We start from the raw sequence: 19,456 nt of genomic DNA, 5'->3' as shown, positions 1-19,456 counted from the left end.
ATTGTCGAACCACGCACGGCTGCGCAGCTTCGTCGGATCAAGAGGGGCGGTCATGTCAGAAAACTCCGGGGATCAGCGCGCCACCGAGACGCGGTACACCATGCGGTGGTGATAGGGCTTGCCCGGATCGACCCGTGCCGAGCCGAACGACGGCTGGTTGGGGGTGTTCGGGAATTTCTGCGGTTCCAGCGCGAAACCGTCGCCCATGCGATAGACGTGGCGCTGCTTGCCGACGAAGCTGCCGTCGATGAAATTGCCGGAATAGAATTGCACGCCCGGCTCGGTGGTCAACACCTCGAGCACGCGGCCCGACGCATCGTCCTCGACGCGCGCCGCCAGCCCCGGCTCCTTCGTCGCGCCCTTGTCGAGCACGAAATTATGGTCGTAGCCGCGGCCGATCACGATCTGCGCCTCGCTGCCGTCGCGGACGCTCTGCCCGATCGCGCGCGGCTTCGTGAAGTCGAACACCGTGCCCGCCACCGGGGCCAGCTCGCCGGTCGGGATCAGCGCCGCGTTGACCGGCGTGTAGCGCGCGGCCGGGATCGTCAGCTTCTGCGGATAGATGCCCGTCGCCGAGCCCTCGCCGGCCAGATCGAACAAGGCGTGGTTGGTCAGGTTGACGACCGTCGCGGCGTCGGTCTTGGCATCGAGGTCGATCGTCAGCGCGCCCTTGTCATCGAGGCTGTAGGTCGCCGAGACCTGCAGCGTGCCGGGATAGCCCTGATCGCCCGCCGGGCTGGTGATGACCATCGTCACGCTGGCCTGCGGACCGGATTTCACCGAGGTGATCCGCCAGATATATTTGTCGAAGCCCCTGGTCCCGCCGTGGAGCGAGTTGGTCTTGTCGTTGAGCGGCAGCTGATAGGCCTTGCCGTCGATCGTGAATTTGCCGCCCGCGATGCGGTTGGCGTAGCGGCCGACGGTCTGGCCCCAGAAATTGGGGTTGGTGACGTAGCTGGCGGCATCGTCATAGCCGAGCGTGATGTCGGCGACCTTGCCATTACGGTCGGGCGCGTTGAACGACTGGAGCGTCGCGCCGAGCGTCATGATCCGCGCGCTGACGCCGTTGCTGCCCTTCAGCGTCACCGCCTCGATCGCGGTCCCGTCCGGCAAGGTGCCGAACGCGGCGCGCTCCGCCGTCGCCGCCCCGGCCGAGGAGGCCGCCAAAACACCCGCCAGCGCCATGCTTGCGCCCAGACTCCAACGCGCCACCGAAATGCTCACCGACACCCCTCCCGCACTTGCCAGCCAACAGCGTTTGCCGCATTGACCACTTCTTCGCGGCGAATATAGTCAGACATATCTCTGCGGCGCAACCCCGCCGCGCGAACATGATCAGGTTGAGGAGAGGATGATGGCCGGACCCCCCATTTCACCGGGCGCGGCGCGCGCGGGCGGCAGCACAGGCGGCGCGATGCCCGGCTATGGCCGCGCGCTGACGCTGCTGGCCAGCCTGTTCTTCATGTGGGGGTTCATCACCGTCATCAACAATACGCTGCTGCCCCACCTGCGCAGCGTGTTCGACCTGAACTACACTCAGACGACGCTGATCGAAAGCGTCTGGTTCATCGCCTATTTCTTCGCCTCGATCCCCGCCGCCAAGCTGATCGAGCGGATCGGCTATCAGAAGTCGCTGGTCGTCGGCCTGCTGATCATGGCCGCGGGCGCGCTGGGCATGGTGCTTGCCGCCAGTCTGCCGAGCTATGGCGTCACGCTGGTCATGCTGTTCGTGATCGCCAGCGGCATCACGCTGTTGCAGGTCGCCGCCAATCCGTATGTCGCGGTGATCGGACCCGCGGAGACCGCGTCGTCGCGGCTCAATCTGGTGCAGGCGCTCAATTCGGCGGGGACGATGCTCGCGCCGCTGTTCGGCGCGTATCTGATCCTCGGCCGCTCGAAGGGCGGCACGGCGGCCACCGGCACGGTGCTGACCGAGGCGGAACGCCTGGCCGACGCGCAGTCGGTGATCCTGCCCTATGTCCTCGTCGCGATCGTGCTGGTCGTGCTCGCGGTCGTGATCGCGCGCTTTCCGCTGCCCGCGATGGGCGGATCGACCAGCCGCGTGGCCAAGGAGGATCGCAAGAACCATTCGCTGTGGAAGCACCGCAACCTGGTGTTCGGCATCCCGGCGATCTTCATCTATCTAATCGCCGAGATCGGCGTCGCCAATCTGTTCGTGAACTTCGTCAGCCAGCCGCAGATCGCCAACATCACCGCCGAACAGGCCGGGCGTTACCTGACCTTCCTGTGGGGCGGGATGATGATCGGGCGCTTTGCCGGCTCGGCGATCATGCAGCGCATCCCGGCGGAGACGGTGCTCGCGGCCTTCTCGATCGGCGCGTTCATCGTCATGCTCATCACCGTCTTCACGACCGGGCCGGTCGCGATGTGGGCGCTGATCTCGGTGGGGCTGTTCCACTCGATCATGTTCCCGACGATCTTCACGCTCGGCATCAAGGGGCTGGGGCCGCTGACCGAGGAAGGCTCGGGGCTGCTGATCATGGCGATCGCCGGCGGTGCGCTGGTGGTGGTGCAGGGCAAGCTGGCCGATGCCTATGGCCTGCAGCCGTCGTTCCTGCTGACCGCGGCGTGCGAGCTGTACATTCTGTTCTATGCATTGTGGGGCGCCAAGGCGACCAACGCGCTGCCCGATGTGCCGGCCGAAGAAACGGCGCACTAAATCCTTTTCATCATCCCGTGAGCGCGGGGATGACGAGAGGCCGGCGGCTCCTGCGAGCCGCCGGCCTTTTCCGTGTCAGCCGAACCGCGCCGGCGCGAGCGACTGGCCCGGCACCTCGACATCGAACGCGAACAGCGCGCCAGCGTCGGGCTGGTCCGCCAGCGCGGCGTCGTCGAGGCCCTTGCGCGCGCTGGTCGCGAACGCGGTCTTCAGATCCGGGCCGCCGAACGCGATCTTGGTGATGTTGGCGGCGGGCAGCTTCACCTCCCGTTGCAGCGTGCCGTCGGGCGCGTAGCAGCGCGCGCACCAGCCGCCCCACAGCCCCACCCAGACGTTGCCGCCCGAATCGACCGTCACGCCGTCGGGGTGGCCATCGGCCGGGTCAATCGTTGCGAACACGCGCGCCGCGCCGGTGGTGCCGTCGGGCGCCAGCGCCACGGCATGGATCACGCCGCCCAGCGTATCGACATGGTACAGCGTCGCGCCATCGGGCGACAGCGCGGGGCCATTGGTGATCGCGACCGGATCGATCGCAGTGGTGGTCACCTGTTGCCCGTCCCAGCGGTGGACGCGCCCAGTGATCGCGCTTTCGCCGTCATCCATCGATCCGAAATAGACCGACCCGTCCTGCGCGACGGTCGCATCGTTGAGGCGATTGCCCGGCAGGTCGGGCTCGACATCGGCAACGTGCGAGAACTCGCCGGTGTCGGGATCGAAGCGCGCGAGGCCGGTCTGCAACCCCGCCAGCAGCGCGCCGCCCCCGCCGGGCAGCACCCAGCCGACCTGCGCCGGCGCGGCCCACGCCGCGACCTCGCCGGAGATCGGATCGTAGCGGTGCACGCGCTGCTGCTTGATATCCACGAACCACAGGACCCCCTGCACCGGATCCCACGCCGGGCCCTCGCCCAGCGTCGCCGCGCCGCGCCACAATGTCCGCACTTCGGTCATCTGTCTCTCCATCGTCCCGAACAATCGGCCTACAGGATCACGCGCGCGGCGGACAGCCTTGACCTCGTCGCGGAAGGCTTTATGTCCTACAAATAAATGGGAGGATGAGGTGCCGGGCGACTATATCGCCATCGATTGGGGAACGACGAACCGGCGTGCGTGGCGGATGTCCGCCGCGGGCGTGGCGGAGGCGTCGGTCAAGGACGGGCGCGGCATCCTGTCGCTGACGCCGGAGGGATATCCCGCAGAAATCAGCGCGATCCGCGCGACGTTTGGCGAGTTGCCGGTGATCGCGGCCGGGATGGTCGGTTCGAACCGCGGCTGGCGCGAGGTGCCGTATGTCGACGCGCCCGCCGGGATCGAAACGCTCGCGGCGGGCTGCCTGACGATCGCCGATGCGGCGGCGACACTGGTGCCCGGCGTCGCGTTGCGCGGTGCGGCGCGCGCCGACGTGATGCGCGGCGAGGAGGTGCAGGTGCTCGGCGCGATCGCCGCCGGGCTCGCCCCTGCCGACGCGTTGTTCTGCCAACCGGGCACCCACAACAAATGGATCGCGACCGAGGCCGGGCGCGTCACCGATATCGCCACCGCGCTGACCGGCGAGCTGTTCGCGTTGCTCCGCGGGCATGGCATCCTTGCCGGAATGCTCGACGGCGCGGTCGCGGACGGCACGGCGTTCCAGGACGGGCTGACGCGCGGCGCGGGCGCGCGCGACCTGACCGTGGCGCTGTTCGAGGTGCGCGCGCGCGTGTTGCTCGGGCGGCTCGCCCCCGACGATGCGGCGGCGTTCGCGAGCGGGGTGCTGATCGGGGCCGACGTCGGCGCGCGTGAGGATCTCGCGGGGCGCACCGTCCAGTTGCTGGCGGGCGGCGCGCTCGCCGATCTCTATGCCGCCGCGATCCGGCACGGTGGCGGCACGCCGGTGACGCTCGACAGCGAACGCGCCTTTGCCGCCGGTATCCATCGCCTGTGGGAATTGACACGATGACCGAGACACATACGCGCTTCGACGCCGCGTTCGCCGCCGCGCCTTTGGTCGCGATCCTGCGCGGGCTGACCCCGGCCGAGGCGCCCGCGGTCGGCGACGCGCTGGTCGAGGCCGGGTTCACGCTGATCGAGGTGCCGCTTAACTCGCCCGACCCGTTCGACAGCATCAAATTGCTGATCGAGCGCGTCGGCGACCGCGCGCTGATCGGCGCGGGCACGGTGCTGACCGTCGAGGATGTCGCGCGGGTCCATGATATCGGCGGCACGCTGATCGTCTCGCCGAACACCAACACCGACGTGATCGCCGCGACCGCGGCGCGTGGGCTGATCTCAATGCCCGGTTATTTCACGGCGAGCGAGGGCTTTGCCGCGCTCGCCGCCGGCGCGACCGCGCTGAAGCTGTTCCCCGCCGACGGCACCACCCCCGCCTATCTGAAGGCGCAGCGCGCGGTGCTGCCCAAGACGGTGCGGATGCTGGCGGTCGGCGGGATCGTGCCCGAGAATGTCGCCGACTGGCGCGCCGCCGGGGCCGACGGTTTCGGGCTCGGCTCCAACCTGTACCGTCCCGGCAAATCCGCCGACGCGGTCGCCGCCGAGGCGCGCCGCTATCTTTCCGCGCTCAAGGACCTCGCATGACCGATACCCGTCTGCTTCAACATCGCGGTGACGACGGGCGTCGCCGTGTGATCCTCGCCGAGGGCGAGCGCGCGGTCTTTCTGACCGGCGTCGCGACGACCCGCGAACTGGCACTGGCGGCGATCGCCGCGGGAACGACGCTCGCCGAGGCTGCGGCGGAGCGCCGCAGCGACGAAACGGTCGACATCGCCGCCGAGCTGGACGCCGGGCACCTGCTGCCCGCGATCGATCACGAGGACAGCGCGCGGCTGATGCTGGCGGGCACCGGGCTGACGCATCTCGGCTCGGCGTCCGGGCGCGATGCGATGCACAAGGCGGCCTCCTCGGCGGAGCACCAGACCGATTCGATGCGGATGTTCCTCGAAGGCGTCGAGGGCGGCAAGCCGGCCGACGGCGTGGTCGGCCAGCAGCCGGAATGGTTCTACAAGGGCGACGGCCAGTCGCTGGTCGCGCCGGAAGCGCCGTTCGCGTCGCCCGCGTTCGCGCAGGACGGCGGCGAGGAGCCCGAGTTGGCCGGCATCTACCTGATCGGTGACGACGGCACGCCGTATCGTCTTGGCGTCGCGCTCGCCAATGAGTTCAGCGATCATGTGACCGAGAAGCACAATTACCTGTGGCTCGCGCATTCCAAGCTGCGCCAGGCATCTCTAGGCGCGGAGCTGCTGCTCGGCACCCCGCCGTCCGACATTCGCGGCACCAGCAAGATCGTCCGCGACGGCGAGACGCTGTGGGAGAAGCCGTTCCTGACCGGCGAGGACAATATGTCGCACCATCTCGCCAATCTGGAGCATCATCACTTCAAATATGCCGGCTTCCGCCGTCCCGGCGACATTCACGTCCATTTCTTTGGCACCGCGACGCTGTCGGTCGCCGACGGCGTGAAGACGCAGCCCGGGGACGTGTTCGAGATCGCCGCCGTGCCGTTCGCGCTGCCCTTGCGCAACACGCTGACCGACGCGGCCGCCGCGCCCGTCGTGGTGCGCGCGCTGTGACCGCGCCGATCCGCCTCGCGCTGGTCGGCATGGGCAAGATCGCCCACGACCAGCATCTGCCCGCGATCGAAGCCGGCAAGAGCTTCGACCTCGTCGCCACGGTCAGCCGCAGCGGTGAGAGCGTGAACGGCCTGCCGTTCTTCCGCGACGTCTACGAACTCGCCGAGAGCGGTGTGGAGGTGGACGCGGTGTCGCTGTGCACCCCGCCGCAGGTCCGCCGCGCGATTGCGCAATTCTGCATCGAGCAGGGCTGGCACGTCTTCCTCGAAAAGCCGCCGGGCGCGACGCTGGCCGAGGTGATCGCGCTGCGCGACGCCGCCGCGGCGAAGGGCGTCAGCCTGTTCGCGAGCTGGCACTCGCGCTACGCCGACGGCGTTGAACCCGCCCGCGCATGGCTGGCCGAGCGCGAGGTGAAGCGCGCCAAGATCACCTGGCGCGAGGACGTGCGCGTCTGGCATCCGGGGCAGGACTGGATCTGGGAGCCGGGCGGGTTCGGCGTGTTCGATCCGGGCATCAACGCGCTGTCGATTGCGACGCGCATCCTGCCGCGCCCGTTCTTCGTCGAAACCGCCGAGCTGGACGTGCCGTCGAACCGCGCCGCGCCGATCGCGGCGCGCGTCGCCTTCCGCGACACCGCCGGGGCGGAGATCGCGATGGACCTCGACTTCCGCCAGGAAGGCCCGCAGCATTGGGATATCGAGGTCGAAACCGACGACGGCACGCTGCTGCTGTCGAAGGGCGGATCGGTGCTGACGATCGACGGCAAGGAAGCGCTGGCGCACGACGCCGACCTGCACGGCGAATATCCGGGGCTCTATCACCGTTTCGGCGCGATCGTGCGCGCGGGCGTGTCGGACGTCGACGTCGCACCGCTGCGCGCGGTGGCGGACGTCTTCCTGCGTGGGCGGCACATCAGCGTCGAGCCGTTCGTGGAGTAACGCCGCTTCGCCCCGGCTCGACCCGGGGCGACGGCACTGGCGATCCGGTGCACATCTCCACCGTTCGTGCTGAGCCTGCCGAAGGGAGTGCCGCGGGGCACGTGCTTCGACAGGCTCAGCACGAACGGTTCAGGGTGATCGATCCGGCACTGCTGATCAGCCCTATTCCCGCACCCGCAGCATCGCGACCGCCGCGCCGGCCATCGTCACCGCGGCGAACGCCATCGTCCAGATCGGCTCGGTCGGAAAGAAATGGCGGGTGATCGATCCCATCACCGTCGCGACCAGCAATTGCGGCGTCACGACGAAGACGTTGAACAACCCCATGAAGATGCCGAGCTTGCGCTGCGGCAGCGCCGAGGCGAGGATCGCATAGGGCATTGCGAGGATCGTCGACCAGGCGATGCCGATCCCGATCTCGCTGACGAGCAACCAGTGCGCGTCGGGCATCACGAAGATGCTTGCGAAGCCCGCCGCGCCGCACAGCAATCCGACGACATGCGTCCGCGCCTTGCCAATCCGTGCGGACAGCCACGGCAGCAGCACCAACGCCGACACCGCCGCGACGCCGTTATAGGTGGCGAACAGAACGTCGACCCAATTCGCGCCGCGCTGATACGCCGGGCTGGCGGCATGGGGCGCGGCGAAGAACACCTGCGTCACGACCGGGGTGGTGTTGATCCACATGATGAACAGCGCCGACCAGCTGAAGAACTGGACGACCGCCAGCCGCTTCATCAGCGGCGGCATGCCCGCGAAATCGCCGACGATATGCCCGAGCAGGCCCGGCGAGCGCCCCGCCCGCGCGGCGCGGATCGCGACGAGGCTCGCCACGCCATAGCCCGCGAGCAGCACGCCGAGCAGGTACATCTCCTTTTCGAGCTTCGCGAGCGCGACCAGCACGACCACCGCCGCGCCCGCCGCGATCCACAACAGCGGCGCGGTCGAACGCCGCGCAGCGAGCATTCGCGCGGTGCTGCCGTCGTCCGTCGCCGCGATGCCGTCGAACGCCGCCATTTCGGCGGGCGAATATTCGCGGGTCGTTACCACCGTCCACAGTACGCTGGCGAGCAGCGCGGCGCCGCCGAACCAGAAGGCGAATTTGACCGAATCAGGAATCTGTCCCGGCGGCGCGACGTTCGACACGCCGGCCTGTTCGAGCAGCCACGGGAAGATCGAGCCGAACACCGCGCCCGCGCCGATGAACGCGGTCTGCACGCCATAGCCGGCGGCATGCTGGTCGCGATCGAGCATGTCCCCGACGAAGGCGCGGAACGGCTCCATCGAGATGTTGAGCGAGGCGTCGAGCACCCACAGCATCAGCGCCGCGACGAGCAGCGCCGGGCTGAGCGGCATCACGAACAGCGACAGCGCGGCGAGCACCGCCCCGGCGAGGAAGTACGGCCGCCGCCGCCCAAAGCGGCCGAGCCATGTCCGGTCGCTGAAATGGCCGATCACCGGCTGGACGAGCAACCCGGTGAGCGGGGCGGCGACCCAAAGCGCGGGCAGATCGTCGAGCGAGGTGCCAAGCGACTGGAAAATCCGGCTCATGTTCGCGTTCTGGAGCGCGAAGCCGATCTGAATGCCGAAGAAGCCGAACGAGATGTTCGCCAGCCCGGCGAGCGATTGGTAACGGCGGCGGGGGGCAGTCATGCGGCCACTCCGGTACCGCAATAACCCGTCACCCCGACAGAGACCGGCGTCCAGTGGCGGGCAACTCGCGAGATGCGGCCGCGTCCCGCGAATGGGTCTTGGCCTTCGCCGGCATAACGGCTGGTGTAGAGGGAGCCGTCCATCACACCAGCCTCGCGATCAGCGCGCCATAGCCTGCGAAATGCGCGCCGTTGACGCCAGACGCCAACAGCACCTCGCCATCGTCCATCGCCACGTCACGTTCCTCTGGCGACAGGTTCACCACACACAGCAAGCGATCGCCGTCATGCTCACGCTCGAACGCGACCACGTCAGCCGGCGCGTCCACGAAGCGCAGCGTTCCCCACCGCAACGGTGGCGCCGCGCGCCGCACCGCCAGCACGCGCCGCGTCCAATGCAGCAGCGAGTCCGCCGCCGCCTCCTGCACATCGACCGCCATGCCGGCATGGTCGCTGCCAAACGGCAGCCACGGCTCGCCGCTGGTAAAGCCATGTCCCGCCGCGTCCGCCAACCACGGCATCGGCGTCCGCGCGCCATCGCGGCTGAGCGTCAGTGGCCAATTGGCGATCGCCTCGGGGTCGCGCAGTTTCTCGAACGGCACCGCCGTCTGCGTCAGTCCCAGTTCCTCGCCCTGATAGAGGAAGATGTTGCCGCGTAGCCCGGCCAGCAGCACCATCTTGGCGCGCGCGAACGCGTCGCGATGCGCGGGCAGCGCCCAACGCGACACCGCGCGCGGCGCGTCGTGATTCTCGAACGCCCAGCTCGGCCACCCCTCGCCTTCCGCGCCCGGCCATTGCGACAAGGCGGCCTGCACGGCCGCCGGCGTCAGGTGATCGGCGTAGAGGAAGTCGAAGCCATAGGCTGTCTCCAGCCGGCCCGGCTGCGTATAGGCCTTGCGCACCCAGTCGCTCTCGTCGCCGCCGATCTCGGCGACCGAGAAGCGCGCGTCATATTCGTCGGTCAGCGCACGGATCCGTTCGACGAACGGCAGCATGTCGGGCTGATCCTGGCTGTGCGTCTTCTGCTGGAAATCGAACGAGCGCGTGCGCGGCTTGTTCGACAGCGCGGCCGGCGGGTTGTCGCGCAAATCGGCCGCGCCCATCGCATGGTTGATCGCGTCGAGCCGGAAACCGTCGACGCCGCGATCGAGCCAGAAGCGCCCGACGCCGAGCAGCGCCGCCTGCACGGCCGGATTGCGAACGTTGAGTTGCGGCTGTTCCTTCAGGAAGGTGTGGAGGTAATATTGCTGGCGTCGCGCGTCCCACGTCCACGCCGGGCCGCCGAACACAGACTGCCAGTTGTTGGGCGGCGACCCGTCCGCCTTGGCATCCGCCCAGACGTACCAGTCGGCCTTGTCGCCATCGCGGCGCGCGCGGCTCTGCACGAACCACGCGTGACGGTCGGAGGTGTGCGACCACACCTGGTCGGTGATGACGCGCAGACCGAGATCGTGCGCGCGCGCGATCAGCGCGTCGAAATCGGCGAGCGTCCCGAACACCGGATCGACGTCGCAATAATCGGCGACGTCATAGCCGAAGTCGGCCATCGGCGAGGTGTAGAAAGGCGAGATCCAGATCGCATCAACGCCCAAGGACGCGACATGATCGAGATGCGCGGTGATCCCGCGCAAATCACCGACGCCGTCGCCGTTCGCATCGGCAAAGCTGCGCGGATAGATCTGATAGACGGCGGCACCCTGCCACCACGGATGGGTCATCGGGTTTCTCCGATCGCGCAGACGGCATAGCCCAGCGCAGGAAGGCGGACGCGCAACGATCCCGGCGCAGCGGTCTGCACGGCGCAGCCCTCCCCGGCCAGCGTCGTTGCCTTGCCCGCACCACCCACCTCGACCAGCCGGTCGAGCGGGGTGGTGGCGGTGTTGAAGGCGAGCAGGATTTCACGCCCGGTCGCCGGGTCCACGCGCGAGACGGCAAGCAGTCCCGGCGCTTCCTCGCGCGCGCGCAGGATCGTGCGGCCGCGGGTCAGCGCGGGGTGCGCGCGCCGCACGCGCGCCAGCATCGCGATCTGCCGGAATAGGGAATTGTCCCGCCCGAAATGCGCGGTCGCGGTCGTCGTGTCGGTGCCGAGCAGGCGATTGTCGTTGTAGCTGGCGACGCGGCTGGCGAACAAATCTTCGCGCGCGTCCTGATCGCCGCCATCGCCGGTGAAGCCCTGTTCGTCGCCCGAATAGATGGTCGGCACGCCGCGCAGCGTCAGCAGCATCGCATGAGCAAGCATCGTGCGCCGCAGCACCTCGGCGGCGTCGGCGTCGGGGAGTGCCTGCCGCACGAAGAAGGCGAAGCGGCCATTGTCGTGGTTGCTGACGAAGGTCGGCAAGCGCTCTGCCGCCGCCGCGCCGCCTTCGTAGAGCGCATCGCCCGCGATCAGCGTTTCAAATGCATCGGTGCCGCGGGTCCCCGCGACAGTATCGAGCACCGCGCGGCGGAATGCAAAGTCGAGCACGGCGGGCAGCTTGTCGACGCGCGTGTGGACCGCGAGCGGGCCGGCGTCGAGCTGGTCGGCGGCGACCTCGCCGAAGATGTGGAAATTGGGAATGCCGCGCGCGGTGGCGCGCGCCTGCATCGCGGGCACGAACGCCTGCCAGAACTCGGGATTGACGTGGCGGGCGGTGTCGATGCGGAAGCCGTCGATGCCGAAGCGGTCGATCCAGCCGCCGAAGATGTCGATCATGCCGGACACGACGCGCGGATTCTCTGTCATCAGATCGTCGAGCCCGACGAAATCGCCCATCGTCGAATTTTCGTTGCGAAAGGTGGTGTTGCCGCGATTGTGATAGAGCGTGACGTCGTTGAGCCACGCCGGCGATTTCGCGCGCTCCTCGCCCCTAGGAACATAGGGCGTGTAGGCGTAGCGCGGATCGGTCAGCCTGGCGAAATTGGCCGCGGTCTGCACCTGATCGCCCGCGAAGCCGGGGTTGATCGCGGCGCCGTTCACCCCGCCGCGCCGCTGATACGGGTAATCGGCGCGCGACCGATAGGCGCAGTCGCCGCACTCGCGATAGCGGATCACATCGGCGGTGTGGTTGACGATGATGTCCATATAGACCTTCATCCCCCGCGCGTGCGCCGCGGCCACCAGCGCCGCGAAATCGGCATCGGTGCCGAAATGCGGATCGACATGCTCGAAGTCTGTGATCCAATATCCGTGATAGCCCGCGCTTTCCTGCCCCTTGGGCCCCTGCACCGGCTTGTTGCGGAAGATCGGGCCGACCCAGATCGCGGTCGCGCCGAGCGCCTCGATATAATCCAGCCGGCGCAGCAGCCCCTTGAGGTCGCCGCCGTGATAGAAACCCTTTGACGTCGGATCATAGCCGGTGGTCAGACGATCGCCGGTCAGCCCGCCGCGGTCGTTCGCGGGATCGCCGTTGTCGAAGCGATCGGGAAGCGCGAAATAGATCACCTCGTCCTGCGGCAAGCGCGCGCGATAATCCTGCGCCGACGCAGTTCCCGCCAGCGAAAGCGCAGCCAGCGCGCCCGCGATCATGCTTCTCATGCTCTCTCTCCCGATCGTGGCGTGATGCGCAGCCGCGCCGGCCTTTGCCAAGCGCGCAGCATACGTATTCACAGCACATGCGCCGCGCAGTAGGATGATGGTTTCTGCTGAAGGCCCCGCCGCTGTCCGATCGCGTCACCTCCTTCGACATCGCCGCCGCCGCGGGCGTCTCGCAGCCGACGGTGTCGCGCGCGCTGCGCGGCGACCGCACGGTCAGCGCGGCGACGCGGCTGCGGATCGCGGCGATCGCCGAGCAACTGGGCTACAAAGTCGACCGCGCCGCCTCGTCGCTGCGGCGCGGTGAGGCCAGGACGCTGGCGCTGCTGTTCTTCGAAGACCCGTTGCCCGACGCCTCGACGATCAACCCCTTCTTTCTGTCGATGCTCGGCTCGATCCTGAAGACGTGCGCACTGCGCGGCTACGACCTGCTGACCTCGTTCCAGCAATTGTCGGCGGACTGGCACAAGGACTATGCCGACAGCCGCAAGGCCGACGGGCTGATCCTGCTCGGCTACGGCGATTGGGAAACGTACCGCGTGCGACTCGAACAGCTGGTCGGGCAATCGACGCGCTACGTCCGTTGGGGATCGGTCGAGCCCAACGGGCTGGGCACGGTGCTCGGCTGCGACAATCTCGGCGGCGGGCGCGATGTCGCGCGGCACCTGATCGCGCGCGGGCGGCAGCGTGTGGCGTTCGTCGGCACCGCGAGCGATCATTACCCCGAATTCCGCGATCGCTATCGCGGGCTGTGCGCGGCGCTGCGCCATGCCGGGCTGCCGGTTGATCCGGGGCTGCACGTCGATGCCTTGTCGTCGGAACAGGTCGGCTATGAGGCGACGCGGCGGTTGCTGGCGCGCGACATTCCGTTCGACGCGCTGTTCGCCGCGTCGGACCTCATCGCGCTGGGGGCCTTGCGCGCGCTCGACGAGGCGGGACGGCGCGTGCCCGAGGATGTCGCGGTGGCGGGGTTCGACGACATCCCCGCCGCGCGGCTGACACGCCCGCCGCTGACGACCGTGTCGCAGGATTATGCGCGCGCCGGGGCGTTGCTGGTCGACACGCTGGTGCGGCGGATCGCGGGCGAGCCGACCGAGAATGTCATGCTGCCCGCGACGTTGATGGTGCGCGCGTCGGCGTAGCGCCGCGATCCTCTCCCCCGTTCGCCCTGGGCTTGTCGAAGGGCGAGCGGGGGTATGGTGCGGCGAATCGGATTAGAACCGGTACGTCAGCCCCAGATAATAATCCGTCCCGTACCGCTGGTAACGCCGCACCTGCCGCGGATCGCCGTTGGTGTACTGGAAGAACTCCTGATCGGTCAGGTTCTTGGCCTGCGCGAGGATCGTCAGCCCCTGCAGCGCACCGCTCTGGAATTCATAGCCGATCTGCGCGTCGAGGATCGTCTCGCCCTTGGCGGTGTTCAGCTCCGGCGTCGCCGAAAGGCCGCGCACTTCGGCGAGGAAGCTCGAGCGATAGCGGTAGGTCGCGCGCGCCTGGAAGCCGTTCTTTTCGAAATAGGCCGTGCCGTTAAGCACCCACTTCGACAATCCCGGCACCGTCTGCACCGTGGCGGGCGAACTGTCGTAGCGGACCGCGGAATGCGTGTAGCTGCCGCTACCGAACAGCCCGAAGCCGTCGAGCGCCGTGGTGACCATGCGCAGCGGCAGCGATGCGGTCGCCTCCGCGCCCATGATCTCGCCACGCCCCGAATTGGCCGGGTTCTTGAACAGCCCGAACTGCGCGTTCTGCGCCTGCACAATCGCCTGCTGCGCGGGCGTCAGCGACGAGAGCAACGGCGAGAAGTCGTACAGCACGTTGTTGTTCGGATCGACATAGTCGGTCAGGTGCTTGAAATACCCCGACAGCGCGACATAGCCGCCGGCACGGAAATACTTCTCCAGCGAGAGGTCGATGTTGGTCGACTTGTACGGGCGCAGCTCCGCATTGCCGCCGTCCGAGGAGAACGGGCTGCGCAGCGGATCAGAACCCGCGCCGACATTGCCGGGATTGATCGCGACGTTCTGCGAGATCCGCTCCTGATCGAGCCGCGGCCGCACCATCGTCTGCGATGCGCCCATCTTGATGAAGCCGTTCGGGATCAGCTCGACCGAGAAGGTCGCGCTGGGCAGGACGTTGGTGTATTTGTCGCCACCCGACACATCGGACAGCGTCACGACGCCGCCGTTGAGCCCCGCGATCCGGCCGTCGGAGCTTTGGTCGGTATGCACGACCTGCACGCCGATCGAGCCCTTTACGGCCTTGCCGCCGGCTTCGCCGTCGATCACCAGCTTGGCGTAGCCGGTCGTCACCTTCTCCTTCACGCCCCACACCTTGGCGAGCGATTCCGGGCGATTGTCGAACACCGGCGTCAGCAGCCCGAGCACACCACGAGGATCGAGCGTCAGCATTCGCGGGACGCCCAGGAAGGCCAGTGAGACCTGCTCGTCGAGCACCACGTCGCTCGGCACCGCGATCGACTTTGGCGTGCCGCTCGCGACGGTGCAGTTGGTGCCGCCGCCCGGCGGGCAATAGAAGTACGACGTGAAGCGCGCCTTCTTCTCGCGCTGCGAGTAATTGCCGCCGATCTCCCAGCCCTTGATGATGCCCAGCGCGCCCTGGAAGTCGCCGGTCAGGTTGGCGCGCAACGACTTGAGGTCGTCGCTGAACTTGGGCCGGTTCTGGAAGCCGGCCTGCACCACTGCGTTGGTGCCGTTATAGCCCCAGCCACCCGGATCGGTGATGCTGATGACGTTGGTGTCGGCATAATCCAGCGTCGGGACGATCTGGTAGGTGCCGTTGTTCTGGCGCGTGATCGTGATCGTGTCGCGCTGCCCGGTGCCGCCATAGCCGGTGCCCGAATAGGTCTCGATCAGCTCGTCCTGCCGCGTCGCGCGCGACCAGGCGGCGTCGATGTTGAGCTGGATCGCGTCGTTCAGCCGGACATTGTTGTTCCAGCCGAGCGAGAACATGTCGGACTTGCGGTCGTTCAGGTCGTTGCGCTGCACCGTATATTGCGGGCTGAAGGTCGCCTTGTCGACGAACCCGTCGGTGACGGTCACCGTCCCGGCGGTCGGCGCGACGTTATAGGCGAGCGGGAATTCGATCCCGCGCAGCTTCTGCGTCTCGGTGAAGTGCGTGTAGAGCGCGTCGAACGTCGAGTGGAACGCATCGCTGGGCGCCCACTCGATCGTCCCGACACCGCCATAGCGCTTGAGCATGTTCGACTGCACATAGGGCTTGGCGCCGCCCAGCACGCACGGCCCGGCCGCATCGCCGGTGCAATTCTGCGACAGGTTGTTGAGGTTGGGATAACCCCACGCCTCGTAGCGGTCGTAATTGGTCGGCGATTCCTGCGCCGCGACGCCCAGCGCGATGCCGAGCGTGTCGTTGGCGAACTTGTCGACATAGGTGGCGGTGGCGCGATAGCCCCACCGCTCGCCGTCCGGGTTGCGCTTACCGATGCCGTTGAGCTGCCCGCGCGCCGAGACGATGAACAACCGGTCCTTTTGGTCGAGCGGGCGGAGCATCCGCAGGTCGACCGTGCCCGACACGCCCGCCGCGATCAGCGAGGCGTCGGCGGACTTGTAGACGTTGACGTTGCTGAAGAATTCCGACGGATACTGGTCGAACTCGACGCCGCGGTTGTCACCGACCGTCACCTGCTCGCGGCCGTTGAGCAGGGTGGTCGAGAAGTCGGGACCGAGTCCGCGGATCGACAGGCTCTGATCACGCCCCTCGACGCGCTGCGCGGTGACGCCCGGCAGCCGCGCGAGCGAGTCGGCGATCGACACGTCGGGCAGCTTGCCGACGTCCTCGGCCGACACCGAGTCGACGATCAGCGTCGAGCGACGCTTGATATCCGCGGACTTGGCGAGGCTGGCGCGGATGCCGGTGACGACGATCTCGTCCGCGCCGGTCGCGGTGGGATCCGGATTGGCGTTGGCGTCGGGCGTGGGATCGGCGACGGGCGCCGGCTGCTCGGCGGTGACCTTCGCGGTCGGATTGCCGGTCGGCGCGTTCGCCTGGGGCGTCGCTTCCTGCGCCAGCGCCGGTGTGGCGACCAGCAGCGCCAGCGCGCTGGCGCCGGCCCAACGGCGTGTTGCAGGCATAGGTGTCGGACGGGTCATATGGAAATCCTCCCCTGCTCCCGGCGTCCGCGTTCATGCGGACGATCCTCGGGTGTCATGGGAGCCGACTAGGCCCGCACCGGCCGTGCCGCCAAGAAAGCCACATACGTATTCAGCGTTATGCTGCGCTTGTGTGGCCATAATCCGCCATCGCGAGCGTCGCGAAGCGGTCCAGAGCCGGACCGGGACATCTCCGACTGCTTCGCTACGCTCGGATCATGGCCGGGTTCACGCCGCCTCTTCCTGCGGCGCGCCCGACGCCGCGGCGAGCAGGCGTTTCTCTAGCGCGCGGACGCGCGTGGCCGACGCGATCTTGTCGCCGGTCAGATCGGTCAGATAGAAAACGTCGACCGCGCGCTCGCCATAAGTCGCGACATGCGCTGAATGGATCGTCACCTTCGACAGGAACAGCGCATAGGCGAGCTGGTTGAGCAACGCCGGGCGATCGCGCGCCGCCACCTCGACCACCGTGAAACGGTTCGACGCCTTGTTGTCGACCAGCACGTTGGGCTCGATCCGAAACGCATCGGCGCGCGCGCGTGGCAGCGGCTTGGCCTTCAGCCGGTCGGTCAGCTTGCCGCGCCCGGCCAGCGCATCCTCGATCGCGGTCTTGAGCCGCATCAACTGCCCCGGTTCGTCGAATGGCCGCCCGAGCGGGTCCTGGACGAGGAAATTGTCGAGCGCCATGCCGTCGCGCGTCGTGTGGATGCGCGCGTCGATGATGTTGCCGCCCGCGACGTGGATCGCCCCTGCGATGCGGCTGAACAGGCCGGGATGATCGGCGGCATAGACCGTCACCAGCGTCGCGCCGCGCTCGGGATAGACCTGTGCATCGATCGCCAACTGCACGTCGCCGGTCTGCGTGACGAACGCGGCATTGTGCGCGAGCACGTCATCGGGCTCGGCGATCCAATAGGGTTCGGGCAGCCGGCGGACATAGGCCGCCAGCGTCTCGGCATCCCAGTGCAACGCGGTGCGCAGCGTTTCCTGCTTGGCGACCACGCGCTCGCCCCGGCCCTTCTGCTTGTGGCCGAGCCGCAGCACTTCCTCGGCGCGATCGTACAGGTCGCCGAGCAACTGCCCCTTCCAGCCGTTCCACGTTCCCGGCCCGACCGCGCGGATATCCACCACGGTCAGCACCAGCAGCAGCCGCAACCGCTCGGGGCTCTGCACCACTTCGGTGAAATCGAGGATTGTCTTGAAATCGGTGAGGTCGCGGCGGAACGCGGTCGAACTCATCAACAGATGGTGCCGCACCAGCCACGCGACCGTCTCGGTTTCGGCCGGGGTCAGCCCGAAGCGCGGACACAATCGTTCCGCCACTTCCGCGCCGAGGATTGAGTGGTCGCCGCCGCGCCCCTTGGCGATATCGTGCAGCAGCACCGCGACATACAGCACCCGCCGCGACACGATCTGCGCCATGATCTCGCTGGGCAGCGGATGATCGTCGGCGAGCGCCCCTGCCTCCATCCGCGCGAGCAGCCCGATCGCGCGGATCGTATGTTCGTCGACGGTGTAGTGATGGTACATGTCGAACTGCATCTGCGCGACGATCCGCGCCCAGTCCGGCACGAACCGCCCCAGCACTCCGGTTTCGTTCATCCAGCGCAGCGGCAATTCGGGATCGTGCGCGCCGGCGAGCAGATCGAGGAAGCGCGCATTGGCGCGCGCGTCGCGGCGTACCGCGGTGACCAGCCGCGCATCGCGCGTCGCGCAGCGCAGCGCCAGCGGGTGAATCTCCATCCCCTGTTCGGCGGCGAGCGCGAAAATCTCGACCAGCCGCCGCGGGTCCTGTTGGAAGAAATCGTCAGACGGCAGCGCGATCCGCCCGCCATCATTGGCGAAGCCGTCGAGCTTGCGCGGCGTCCGCGCCATCTTCAGCCCCAGTCGCCGGCGGCGCGAGAAGCGCTCGTCCATATGCGCGAGGAACAGCCCCGTCAGCGACCCGACCGTGCGCGCTTGCAGGAAATAGAATTGCATGAAGCGCTCGACCGCCGGCTTGCCGGGACGGTCCGCGTAATTCATCCGCTGCGCGATCTCGCGCTGATAGTCGAAGGTCAGCCGATCCTCGCCGCGCCCCGCGATCAGGTGCAGGTGGCAGCGCACCGCCCACAGGAAATTGTCGGCGCGTTGGAACAGCCGATATTCCTCGCGCGTGAACAGCCCGACCGCGACCAGTTCGTTCGAGCGCTGCACCTGCCAGGTATATTTGCCGATCCAGAACAAGGCGTGGAGGTCGCGCAGGCCCCCTTTTCCTTCCTTGACGTTGGGCTCGACGACATAGCGGGTGTCGCCCATCCGGACGTGGCGCGCGTTGCGCTCGGCGAGCTTGTCGGCGGCGAACTGCCGCTCGGTGCCGCGCCGCACGTCGTCGTGGAAGCGCCGCGACGCCTCGTCGTACAGATCCTCGTCGCCCCAGACGTAGCGTCCTTCGAGCAACGCGGTACGCACCGTCACGTCGTTCTTGGCCTGCCGCACCATCTCGTCGAGCGAGCGGCTGGAATGGCCGATCTTCAGCCCGAGATCCCATAGCGCGTAGAGCATCGATTCGATGACCTGCTCGGCCCATGCGGTCTGCTTGCCCGGGGTAAGGAAGCCGATATCGACGTCGGAGAAGGGCGCCATCTCGCCGCGCCCATAGCCGCCGACCGCGAGCAGCAGCAGCCGCTCGCCGGTGGTCGGGTTGGCGAGCGGGTACAGCCGCTGCGTCGTGAAATCGGCGAGCACGCGCAGCAACTGGTCGACCAGATACGCCTGCGCATTCGCCGCCTCGATCCCGCGTGAGGGGTTGGCGGTCAGCCGCCGCGCGATCTCGGCGCGCCCGGCCTCCAGCGCGCTCTTGAGCAAAAGGCTTACCTGATGGCGAAGCGCCGCAGTGTCTTTTCCGGTCGCGGCCGCGACCTGCTCGGCAAGCACGCGACGGTCTACGATCGCGCGGCGATTGGGGAGGTGGTCGAAACGGCCGGTCATGCGCGGGGAGATAGC

At 67.9% G+C, this 19,456-nt stretch carries 13 protein-coding genes; 6 read left to right on the top strand and 7 right to left on the bottom strand.

Translation table 11 applies throughout. From position 1 onward, the window contains the following. Nucleotides 1-72 precede the first annotated feature (72 nt). Nucleotides 73-1,185 carry an aldose epimerase family protein gene (locus tag AADI75_RS09110; RefSeq protein WP_341208721.1) on the bottom strand — a complete coding sequence of 371 codons (1,113 nt, stop codon included), beginning with the start codon at nucleotides 1,183-1,185 and terminating at the stop codon, nucleotides 73-75. Nucleotides 1,186-1,414: 229 nt separating this feature from the next. Between AADI75_RS09110 and AADI75_RS09105 the strand changes: the two genes are divergently transcribed. Next, complete coding sequence (locus AADI75_RS09105; RefSeq protein WP_341208720.1) at nucleotides 1,415-2,680, top strand: sugar MFS transporter; 1,266 nt, start codon at nucleotides 1,415-1,417, stop codon at nucleotides 2,678-2,680. 75 nt (nucleotides 2,681-2,755) lie between these two features. On the opposite strand, the gene AADI75_RS09100 is transcribed toward AADI75_RS09105, so the two are convergent. Next, a complete protein-coding gene (locus AADI75_RS09100; protein ID WP_341208715.1) occupies nucleotides 2,756-3,628 on the bottom strand; it encodes an SMP-30/gluconolactonase/LRE family protein in 873 nt (290 codons plus the stop codon). Nucleotides 3,629-3,737: 109 nt separating this feature from the next. On the opposite strand from AADI75_RS09100, the gene AADI75_RS09095 reads away from it, so the two are divergent. Genes AADI75_RS09095 through AADI75_RS09080 form a run of 4 tightly spaced genes read left to right on the top strand, consistent with a single transcriptional unit; the run spans nucleotide 3,738 to nucleotide 7,181 of the window. Continuing rightward, nucleotides 3,738-4,616, top strand: coding sequence for a 2-dehydro-3-deoxygalactonokinase (locus tag AADI75_RS09095; RefSeq protein WP_341208714.1), 879 nt, complete (start codon nucleotides 3,738-3,740; stop codon nucleotides 4,614-4,616). Continuing rightward, the gene (locus AADI75_RS09090; protein WP_341208713.1) at nucleotides 4,613-5,251 is read left to right on the top strand and encodes a 2-dehydro-3-deoxy-6-phosphogalactonate aldolase; all 639 of its coding nucleotides are present in this window, start codon (nucleotides 4,613-4,615) and stop codon (nucleotides 5,249-5,251) included. Before AADI75_RS09095 ends, AADI75_RS09090 begins: the two co-directional genes overlap by 4 nt. Further along, nucleotides 5,248-6,243: an AraD1 family protein gene (araD1, locus tag AADI75_RS09085; protein WP_341208712.1), complete on the top strand. Its 996-nt coding sequence runs from the start codon at nucleotides 5,248-5,250 to the stop codon at nucleotides 6,241-6,243. Before AADI75_RS09090 ends, araD1 begins: the two co-directional genes overlap by 4 nt. Continuing rightward, on the top strand, nucleotides 6,240-7,181 hold the full coding sequence (locus tag AADI75_RS09080; protein WP_341208711.1) for a Gfo/Idh/MocA family oxidoreductase: 942 nt from the start codon (nucleotides 6,240-6,242) through the stop codon (nucleotides 7,179-7,181). The genes araD1 and AADI75_RS09080 overlap by 4 nt, the downstream gene beginning before the upstream one ends. 162 nt (nucleotides 7,182-7,343) lie before the next feature. Here AADI75_RS09080 and AADI75_RS09075 read toward each other — a convergent pair whose 3' ends face one another. The 3 genes from AADI75_RS09075 to AADI75_RS09065 form a co-directional block, all read right to left on the bottom strand. Next, nucleotides 7,344-8,834: an MFS transporter gene (locus tag AADI75_RS09075; RefSeq protein WP_341208710.1), complete on the bottom strand. Its 1,491-nt coding sequence runs from the start codon at nucleotides 8,832-8,834 to the stop codon at nucleotides 7,344-7,346. A gap of 142 nt (nucleotides 8,835-8,976) precedes the next feature. Continuing rightward, the gene (locus tag AADI75_RS09070; protein ID WP_341208709.1) at nucleotides 8,977-10,551 is read right to left on the bottom strand and encodes an alpha-glucosidase family protein; all 1,575 of its coding nucleotides are present in this window, start codon (nucleotides 10,549-10,551) and stop codon (nucleotides 8,977-8,979) included. After that, nucleotides 10,548-12,338: an alpha-amylase family glycosyl hydrolase gene (locus AADI75_RS09065; RefSeq protein WP_341208719.1), complete on the bottom strand. Its 1,791-nt coding sequence runs from the start codon at nucleotides 12,336-12,338 to the stop codon at nucleotides 10,548-10,550. The genes AADI75_RS09070 and AADI75_RS09065 overlap by 4 nt, the downstream gene beginning before the upstream one ends. A 116-nt stretch (nucleotides 12,339-12,454) precedes the next feature. Between AADI75_RS09065 and AADI75_RS09060 the strand changes: the two genes are divergently transcribed. Beyond that, nucleotides 12,455-13,486, top strand: coding sequence for a LacI family DNA-binding transcriptional regulator (locus AADI75_RS09060; RefSeq protein WP_341208718.1), 1,032 nt, complete (start codon nucleotides 12,455-12,457; stop codon nucleotides 13,484-13,486). 72 nt (nucleotides 13,487-13,558) lie between these two features. Here AADI75_RS09060 and AADI75_RS09055 read toward each other — a convergent pair whose 3' ends face one another. Next, nucleotides 13,559-16,471, bottom strand: a complete 2,913-nt coding sequence (locus AADI75_RS09055) for a TonB-dependent receptor (protein ID WP_341208708.1) — start codon at nucleotides 16,469-16,471, stop codon at nucleotides 13,559-13,561. 228 nt (nucleotides 16,472-16,699) lie between these two features. After that, the gene (locus tag AADI75_RS09050; protein WP_341208707.1) at nucleotides 16,700-19,441 is read right to left on the bottom strand and encodes a [protein-PII] uridylyltransferase; all 2,742 of its coding nucleotides are present in this window, start codon (nucleotides 19,439-19,441) and stop codon (nucleotides 16,700-16,702) included. Between the last annotated feature and the right edge of the window lie 15 nt (nucleotides 19,442-19,456).

This window comes from uncultured Sphingomonas sp. (assembly GCF_964021865.1).
Classification (GTDB): Bacteria; Pseudomonadota; Alphaproteobacteria; order Sphingomonadales; family Sphingomonadaceae; genus Sphingomonas.
This window is presented reverse-complemented; position numbering and strand designations above follow the sequence as displayed.

What these genes read in the sequence shown, in the direction of transcription:
- AADI75_RS09110 (WP_341208721.1), bottom strand. Translation starts at nt 1,185, where the DNA reads ATGGCGCTGGCGGGTGTTTTGGCGGCCTCCTCGGCCGGGGCGGCGACG.
- AADI75_RS09105 (WP_341208720.1), top strand. Translation starts at nt 1,415, where the DNA reads ATGCCCGGCTATGGCCGCGCGCTGACGCTGCTGGCCAGCCTGTTCTTC.
- AADI75_RS09100 (WP_341208715.1), bottom strand. Translation starts at nt 3,628, where the DNA reads ATGACCGAAGTGCGGACATTGTGGCGCGGCGCGGCGACGCTGGGCGAG.
- AADI75_RS09090 (WP_341208713.1), top strand. Translation starts at nt 4,613, where the DNA reads ATGACCGAGACACATACGCGCTTCGACGCCGCGTTCGCCGCCGCGCCT.
- araD1 (WP_341208712.1), top strand. Translation starts at nt 5,248, where the DNA reads ATGACCGATACCCGTCTGCTTCAACATCGCGGTGACGACGGGCGTCGC.
- AADI75_RS09075 (WP_341208710.1), bottom strand. Translation starts at nt 8,834, where the DNA reads ATGACTGCCCCCCGCCGCCGTTACCAATCGCTCGCCGGGCTGGCGAAC.
- AADI75_RS09070 (WP_341208709.1), bottom strand. Translation starts at nt 10,551, where the DNA reads ATGACCCATCCGTGGTGGCAGGGTGCCGCCGTCTATCAGATCTATCCG.
- AADI75_RS09065 (WP_341208719.1), bottom strand. Translation starts at nt 12,338, where the DNA reads ATGATCGCGGGCGCGCTGGCTGCGCTTTCGCTGGCGGGAACTGCGTCG.
- AADI75_RS09055 (WP_341208708.1), bottom strand. Translation starts at nt 16,471, where the DNA reads ATGACCCGTCCGACACCTATGCCTGCAACACGCCGTTGGGCCGGCGCC.
- AADI75_RS09050 (WP_341208707.1), bottom strand. Translation starts at nt 19,441, where the DNA reads ATGACCGGCCGTTTCGACCACCTCCCCAATCGCCGCGCGATCGTAGAC.